Raw genomic sequence first — 1,252 nt, 5'->3', positions numbered from 1 at the left:
TCCAGTCACCGTGGAAGGCGTTGGGTGTGATCGGAAGGGCGTGGAACTCGGCGGGTGTGACGCTGATGCCGAGGTCGTAGCTGCCTGTGTCCAGTTCGGCCCCGATAGTCAGGCCGGTCTTGGTCGTTGTGGCGGCGATGGTCTCGAGGACGACCTGGTAGCTGGTCAGCGGCCGCCCCCGCCAGTTCGCGGTGATGTGACAGAACATCCGGTGTTCTATCTTGTTCCACTTCGAAGTCCCCGGCGGTAGGTGACAGACCGTGATCTCCAGGCCGCTCTCTCGTGCGAAGGTGGCAAGGTTGCTTTTCCAGGTCCAGCGGCGGGGGTCGTTGGAGCCGCCGGAGTCGGCGGTGATCAGGAGCCTGCCGGCGTTCGGGTGGTCCGCCCGTCCGCGGTGCTGCCACCAGCGTCGGATGGACTCCACCGCGAACTGGGCGGTGTCGTGGTCGGTGCCGACGTTGACCCATCCGCTGTTGTTGGCGATGTCGTAGATCCCGTATGGGATCGCCATGGGCTGGTCGTTGGTGGTGAACGTGTGGCAGTCCACCTTGATCGCGTTCTTGCCCGGCCGCCAGGTGCGTCCGGGCCGGTCGCGGTTGCCGAGCCATTCCTTGGCCTTGGTGTCGACGCTGATCACCGGTTGGGTGTCGTTGAGGAAGGCGGTGGCGGTGGCATTCAGGTGGGTGAACTGGGCATCGCGGTCCGGATGGCTGATGCCCTCTGTTGTCTTCGCGGTTCCCTGCAGGCTGTAGCCCAGGGTGTGCAGCAGGTGTCCGACGGTTGAAGCGCTGATCGGGTGGCCCTGTGTGGTGAGGGTTGAGGCCAGGGCCCGTACCGACAGCGTGGTCCACCGCAACGGGGAGACGGGGTCGCCGCGGGTGTGCGGCTCGATCAGCGACTCCAGCGCGGGCAGCAGACCAGGGTCGGTGTCTGTCAGACGCTTGCGGCCCGCACCTGGAGCCCGGACCCGCAGGGTCGGTGAGGAGCAACCGGCCAACTCGGCCATACCTCGCGCGATGGTTGCAGTGCTGGTGCCGGAGGCGGCGGCGACCCGGACGATCCCGCCGCGGCCGAGGGCCGTCGCCTCACTGGCCAGGTACAACCGACGGCGGCGCTCATCGAAGTGCGGCAGGATCTGATCGAACTTGGCCCGCATAACACGAGCGGCAACGCGACCTGACAGACACGGAGTCATACCTCAGACTCCCACCAACACCCCTCTGCCGAGCACTTATTGAAATACGGGCCCCGG

At 66.4% G+C, this 1,252-nt stretch carries 1 protein-coding gene; it reads right to left on the bottom strand.

Annotated features, from left to right (window positions below):
• The coding region (locus AB0D48_RS37425; protein ID WP_362407843.1) for an ISAzo13 family transposase at positions 1–1,195 on the bottom strand (1,195 nt) is incomplete at its 3' end.
• Positions 1,196–1,252: the final 57 nt, after the last annotated feature.

The organism is Streptomyces sp. NPDC048269 (assembly GCF_040652395.1).
GTDB lineage: Bacteria > Actinomycetota > Actinomycetes > Streptomycetales > Streptomycetaceae > Streptomyces.
This window is presented reverse-complemented; position numbering and strand designations above follow the sequence as displayed.